The organism is Alcanivorax sp. HI0007, from assembly GCF_001635525.1.
GTDB lineage: Bacteria > Pseudomonadota > Gammaproteobacteria > Pseudomonadales > Alcanivoracaceae > Alcanivorax.
The window spans coordinates 1-6,255 of sequence record NZ_LWEJ01000110.1 but is presented as its reverse complement, the minus strand read 5'-3'; the positions used below and the strand labels follow the sequence as shown (position 1 = coordinate 6,255).

Sequence of the window (6,255 nt, the reverse complement as noted above, 5' to 3'; positions counted from 1 at the left end):
GTGAGCGTGCCCAATACAAGTCGGTACCATCTTCAAACAACACGTAAACATAACTATCACCGAAGAACGAGTAACCACGTACTGTGCGCGCACCTGGCACGGCCAGCATGGTGGTGGCAAGTGGATAGGTAACCTGTTTTTCCACCAGCTGCGGTGCCTGACCTGGGTAACTGGTGCGGATAATCACCTGTACATCGGACAGATCCGGTAAAGCATCTACGGGGGTATTGTTGATAGACCAGATTCCCCACGCACTCATGAACAGCGTCGCCAGCAGCACCAAAAATCGGTTAGCCAACGACCAGCGAATCAGGGTAGCGATCATGGTGCAACCTCCTGTTTGTCGAGAGACACCACAGTCAAGCCATTATCGGTATCTTTGACGCCGACGCGCACACGATCGCCCACTGCTATATCGCTGGCCACCTGTTCGCTGGCAAGACGAAAGCGCATGGTCATGCCAGGCATACCGAGCGTCTTAAAAGGACCGTGTTTAAGCTTGACCTTGCCGTCGGATAGCCCCTCGATAACCCCCTCGGCGTAATGCAACGAATTCACTTGGGTGTCTTTTTGTTCCGCCACCTGCTTTTCTAGGCGCTCCACAATCAACCCTTTGTCTGTATCACGAATGCCAATGCGCACGCGATCACCTACCGATATCCCTTTGCCTACTTGTTCATTCGCCAGGTTAAAACGCATGGTCATGGCAGGCATGGACAAGCTCTTGAAAGGGCCATGGTCCAGCATTATTTTGCTGCCATTCAGTTGCTCGACAACACCTTCGGCATAGTGCAGTGCGTTCATCATTTCCGTCTCATCTGACATAGCCAGCTCCTGAACGGCAATGCCTTGCAGGCTGGCTTCGGAATCGAGCAGGAACTGACCACTGACAACCACCTTCTGGTCTTCCTTCAGCCCTGCCAGGATCAGCGTTTGGTCTCCCAGCTCGCCCCCCGGCAACACTGCCTGCGGACGATATCGACCCTCCCCCTCATCAAGCATCACCAGGCTGCGCTTTCCTGTATGCAATAAGGCTGCGGTTGGTACGGCCAATGCTTTCTGTGTGGCTTCGCCATGAATGCGTACCTGAGCGCTCATGCCCGGACGCAGATCACCCTCGTCATTGGACAAGGTCACTCGCACCGGCACAGTTCGGCTGGACTGATCCACCAGAGGCAGAATGTCGGCAACTTGCCCCTCACGCAGTGCTGGCTTCACTCCTTGAACGGTCACGTCAACAGCGTTACCACTACTGACTTGCCCCAATTGGCGTTCCGGGACTGCTATCTCCACCCACACGGGGTTGAGTGACTGAATCTCCGCCACGGGAGCACCGGCCGACAGCGTCATGCCAGCACGAGCATTGAGACTGCGTATCACGCCATCATGCGGAGCTGTCACCGTCCAGGTTTCCAGCGGTTTACGTTGGCGTTCAATACTTCGGATCAGGGATGCAGGCATGCCCAATGACAACAGGCGCTCCCGCCCGGCGACGATCAGTTCGTTGTTGCCGCTGCCGAGCACGGCCAGCCATTCATGCTGAGCTCCAGTCCAGGCCGGAACTCTCAATTGCATCAGCGGCTGACCACTGGAGATGGTGTCGCCCTCAGCCAGAGGCCAGACCTTGTCTACGAAGGAAGGCGCGGGGCTTTGCAGGCGTGTCAGGGCGCGGTCGTTGTAAGCAATCAACCCCGTGACATCAAGCTGAGATTGTGACTGAGCCACGACCACCGAGGCACTGCGAATTCCCAGATTTTGTACCATGGCTGCATCAATACGGACCGTTGGCTGATCGCCATCATCACCACCATTGGCATAACGGGGCACCAACTCCATATCCATGAAAGGTGAGGGCCCGGGCTCGTCAAAGTGCTGCTGGGGATACATAGGGTCATACCAGTACAGCACTTCCTTTTCATCCGCTTTGCTGTTGGTTTCACTGCTGTCCATCGCCATCGATATACTGCTCTGCGAAGGGGTGACGTAACGGCCCAAATATATTCCGGCTAGCAACAACAGCGAGGCAGCCAAACCGATCAAGGCATTGCGTTTAATGTTCATCATCTTGCTCCTCGCCCACCATGCCGTGGTGGTCGTAGGTAAAATGGAGGGCGGCTGCCTGCTGGTCATACTGCCCGCTGAGATCAATTTCTTTCAGTTTGGCGTCCAGCCATTCGCTACGTGCCCGTACAAGATCGGCCAAACTGCCATCACCGCCGCGCCAAGCTGCCCTAGCCAATCCCACTTTCTCTTTTGCGAGAGGCACCAGTTGCTCCCGTTGCCGGGCAAGCGTGCGTTCCTGGCGTTCATATTCGGCCAGATCGCTCTGCAGCATCGCTTCATGTTCGCGACGTACCGCCTCTGCACGAGATTCCAGTGCTTGCCACTCAGCTTCCGCCGAGGCAATGCGAGGCCCCTGGCGCGACCGGCTGAACAATGGCAGGTCCACATTGACCTGTAGCATCGCCATGTCACTGAATTCTTCACGATTCATATAAGCCAGAGTTAAAGCCCAGTCCGGCTTCTTGGCGGCACGAGCCTCGTCCGCGTTAGCCTGGGCGACAGAAGCCTGACGCGACGCTATCTCAAGTTCAGGGTGCTTATGCAGGCTATTCAGTAACTGTTCAGCATTGATGGCGAAATCAGGTGCTTGGCCAGCCGGTGATTGCCGGCCGGCTTCCCCCAGCCAGCGTATTAAACGAGCCTTAGCCTGGCGTTGCCTGGCCAGAAGAGCATCTCGCCGATCCAGTAATGTCACGGCTTCCTGCCTGGGTGCCACGCTATCAATAGCCTTTCCTTGACCCGATGAAAGTCGGGCACGCACTGCCTTGTCGAACAAACGATTTTCAGCAATGAGTTCTTCCAGCAGGACTAGTTGACGATCCAGAGTGTGGAGCTCGATCCAGGCTTGAGCGGTCTGACGCAGCACGGCCAGACGAGTCGCCTCTTTCGTGGCCTCCGTTAAGCCGATTTGCTGTCTGGCACCTTCTGCCCTTGCTGTGCGTTTGCTGCGATTGGGGAAACGCTGGGTTACACCAATACGCTGCATGGTCATGAAATCACTCGACAGGCTGTAACGATCGGCACCATCCACAGGTACATTGTCGAGGCCAAGAATCAGGGTGGGATCAGGCAAAGCATCGGCAGGCCCTTCTGCCTGCTGAGCGGCCTCGACGCGGGCCGATTCCGCCCGCAGTTCCGGTGATTGACGTAAGGCGAGCTGTAGCGCCTGATTAAAAGTCAGGCCTTCTGCCCCAAACGCCTGGACACTAGCTAGCAGCAGGGAGGGCGCTAGCCAGCCGAGTGCGCGCCGATACCGGCCGGCGCTCAGAAATATCCAATACATGTGTCACTCCAACACGGATCATGGCGCGCAACGCGCCCTCAGTGGGCCCAGACCAGGCCGGACCCCGAAAAGATCAGTGAGAAAGTGCTAGTGGCGGTCGCCAGATGGTAGATAAGGCAAGGGGGAGATAGAGAGGGTCAGAAAAATGAGGGGCAGCCGGATTTGCTGCCTGAAAAGAATTCGCCGGTGGCGTATTCATGATCGAGAGCTGCCCAGCATGGCACTCCTGACCAGGCTTGCAAACCGGGCCACTGTGCGTGCTGGATTGACCATCCAGACAACAATCGTTTTGTGGCATGGCGGACATCATGCTGCAACGGTCATCCATGTCTGCCTGCATCATGGTCTGTTCCATGGGGCAAGGCTGCACCAATTGCACCGCTGCCATCCCCTGCAAGGAGATGCTAAGCAGAAATAGGCAGCTAATGAATAACCGGGCAATAAACATATGGTGTCAGCATAGTCCGAAGTGATGTGCTGTAGGCAACATAAACCTTGGGGTAACCCCCATGTCAACGTTTAATATCGAGCTATATAACTATTGATCACCAGCTCTGCTCCCTCTGGCATGCTCTTCTCTACGCCACAGCCTTCAATAGCATTACTTGATGAAGCGTGAAAGTGTCTCTCGATGCCATTCCAGGCGCCTGTTGGCATGCTGGGTACCGAGGCTTATGTCGACAGGTGGCGGCGTGGTTAAGAACTATAAAATCGACACTTTGATCTATTGCGGTTGTAAGATGCCCTCGCTGATGCCAGCAAGAACCCCGCAAGCATCAACTTCACGGCCATCGTTGCACCTCGCTCTCAGGGAAACGAGTTGCTTCTCAAGCGATTGCAAAGCCGTTATCTGCGACCGCGCATCAGCAGACTTCCTGTTATAAGCAACCTGTTGGCTTTACACACCTAGAGAGTTAATCACAATGAGTTGGATTAAAGGGGTATCCGGATTAAGTGGTAGATGGAGCCCCCTTGCTCCTTCGAACCCTTAACTCTCCCAGAAGGTTGATAGATCGACGCCGTAGTTTTTCTCAGGCTCGGGAAGACCCATGCTGTAGGTCATGGTGGCCTTGCCCAGGAAGGGGGATTCCTTGATCTGCGGCACCTTCTTCTTGTGCTTGGTGGTGTAGAGCATCCGGGCCCGCATCACCTCGAATGAGTAGCCCCGGCCATCGCGGTTCTTGTCCTTGGCCAGCCGATTGATCGACTCCGTGAAGGCGTTGGTGATTGGGGTGTCGGTTTCGAAGTAGGCCAGCACCTCCTCGCGCCATCCGCTGACGGCGCTGACGAGATCCTTCCACACCTCTTTCTGCCCCTGTGGAATGTCGTCAATCCAGCGGGCCAGCGCCTTTTCGGCATCACGCCGGGTGGTGCTGTCCCAGATGTGGTAGAACCGCTCCTTGTGCTCGTAGGCCGCCAGGAGCTGAGGGAAGGCCCCTGTCCATGTCTCCATGATAAGCCGCTCGCGATCTGAAACGTCGTGGGCACGCTTCAGCAGGATCTTCCTATCGCCCTTGAGGGTCCGCCGCTGGTTTGGCTTCAGATCCTTCCTGAGTCCCTTACGCACCTTCTCCAGGGCTTCGTTGGCCATCCGCACCACATGGAACTTATCGACCACAATGCGAGCCTGCGGCAGTACCGCCTGGACAGCACGGCGGTAGGGTTTCCACATATCCATGCTGACGATCTCGACCTGGTGGCGCTCGGTCATGCTCATGAGGCGCCTCGTCACCGCGTCCTGCTGGCGACCGGGCAGCAGGTCCAGTAGGGTACGCTCCTCCAGGTTGGTCAGGATGCAGCGGTAGCGGCGGTTCAGGTACAGCTCGTCGATCCCCAGGCAGCGGGGTGTCTCGAAACGATGCCAGGCTGCCAGGAACTCAGCCTTCTTCTTGAATATCTCGCGGACAGTCTTCTCGTCGAGGCCCGTGGTATCAGCCACGTAGGCGTAGGGGTGATTGAAGGCTTCCTTCTCGACGTGGTTGTAAAGCCTCCGCGTCATGCGGTGATCGTCTACCATTTCCGGAAGAGCTGGCCGGAACGTCCTTCCACACGCCCGGCAGGTGTAGCGGCGACGGACCACCCAGAGGGTGACCCGCTTTCCGTGGATGGGTAGGTCGCGATAGGCCACATCGCGCTTGCCGAACCTGACAAACTCACTCTCAACGCCGCATTCCTCGCAAGCTAGAGGCTCAGGAGCTTCGACCTGGTAGTGGAGATCATGCTCTTCCATCTTGGTGCCTAGGACGTGGTACTCGGGAAGGTGAAGGATGTTGTCAGGCAAGCTAGTCATGCAAACTTTCCTTGTCGACATGGTCCATAGATGATCGCGACTCTTTGACCGCGTTGTTTTCAACGAACTGAAGGTGAGTTACTCCCTTGGGTCTTCTGCTTCTCTGAGCCCTTCATGCAATGACGCAATTAGCGGGCAAGTGATATTGCCTTGTTGTGCATGGCATCTGTCGACCATTTCGCTCAGCACCTTCTCAATTCTTTCAAGCCTGTCGATCTTCTCGCGAACGTCCCCTAACTTGTGCTCTGCGAGAGCACTGGCTTCTTGACAGTGGGCGCCATCTTCCAGCCGAAGTAGGTCACTGATCTCATCCAGACTAAAGCCCAGCTGCTGCGCCGTTTTCACGAACGTCAACCTGTCGATATCGGCGGCACCATAGCGTCGAATACCTCCGGGAGGGCGTTCGGGCTCCGATAATAGCCCTCGTCGCTGGTAATAGCGGATTGTCTCGACATTGACGCCGGCCGCCTTGGCCAGGCCGCCAATGGTCATGGTGTCCGCCACTTTATCTGCATGTCTCTTCATGATGCTTGACTCCGTACCAAGCTACGGAAGTAACCTTATCGTAGCTCCCCCCATCCCGAAAGGAGAATCGTCAATGCGGACATCTAAAACGGGG

5 protein-coding genes and 1 pseudogene are annotated in these 6,255 nt (G+C 56.2%); all 6 read right to left on the bottom strand.

Annotated features, from left to right (window positions below; all coding sequences use genetic code 11):
- A partial coding sequence (locus A3714_RS06425; protein ID WP_197463376.1) for an efflux RND transporter permease subunit occupies positions 1 to 325 on the bottom strand: 325 nt, incomplete at its 3' end.
- Positions 322 to 2,064, bottom strand: coding sequence for an efflux RND transporter periplasmic adaptor subunit (locus tag A3714_RS06420; protein ID WP_231866138.1), 1,743 nt, complete (start codon positions 2,062 to 2,064; stop codon positions 322 to 324). The genes A3714_RS06425 and A3714_RS06420, both read right to left, overlap by 4 nt.
- Positions 2,051 to 3,346 (bottom strand): TolC family protein, encoded by a 1,296-nt coding sequence (locus A3714_RS06415; protein ID WP_063508764.1) that lies wholly within the window; start codon positions 3,344 to 3,346, stop codon positions 2,051 to 2,053. The genes A3714_RS06420 and A3714_RS06415 overlap by 14 nt, the downstream gene beginning before the upstream one ends.
- 724 nt (positions 3,347 to 4,070) lie before the next feature.
- Positions 4,071 to 4,205, bottom strand: a pseudogene (locus A3714_RS17500) (Cd(II)/Pb(II)-responsive transcriptional regulator); the annotation flags it as partial.
- A 129-nt stretch (positions 4,206 to 4,334) separates the two neighbouring features.
- A complete protein-coding gene (locus A3714_RS06410) occupies positions 4,335 to 5,636 on the bottom strand; it encodes an ISL3 family transposase (RefSeq protein WP_033988338.1) in 1,302 nt (433 codons plus the stop codon).
- A gap of 78 nt (positions 5,637 to 5,714) precedes the next feature.
- Positions 5,715 to 6,161, bottom strand: a complete 447-nt coding sequence (gene merR, locus A3714_RS06405; RefSeq protein WP_063508765.1) for an Hg(II)-responsive transcriptional regulator — start codon at positions 6,159 to 6,161, stop codon at positions 5,715 to 5,717.
- Positions 6,162 to 6,255: the final 94 nt, after the last annotated feature.

What these genes read in the sequence shown, in the direction of transcription:
- A3714_RS06420 (WP_231866138.1), bottom strand. Translation starts at nt 2,064, where the DNA reads ATGATGAACATTAAACGCAATGCCTTGATCGGTTTGGCTGCCTCGCTG.
- A3714_RS06415 (WP_063508764.1), bottom strand. Translation starts at nt 3,346, where the DNA reads ATGTATTGGATATTTCTGAGCGCCGGCCGGTATCGGCGCGCACTCGGC.
- A3714_RS06410 (WP_033988338.1), bottom strand. Translation starts at nt 5,636, where the DNA reads ATGACTAGCTTGCCTGACAACATCCTTCACCTTCCCGAGTACCACGTC.
- merR (WP_063508765.1), bottom strand. Translation starts at nt 6,161, where the DNA reads ATGAAGAGACATGCAGATAAAGTGGCGGACACCATGACCATTGGCGGC.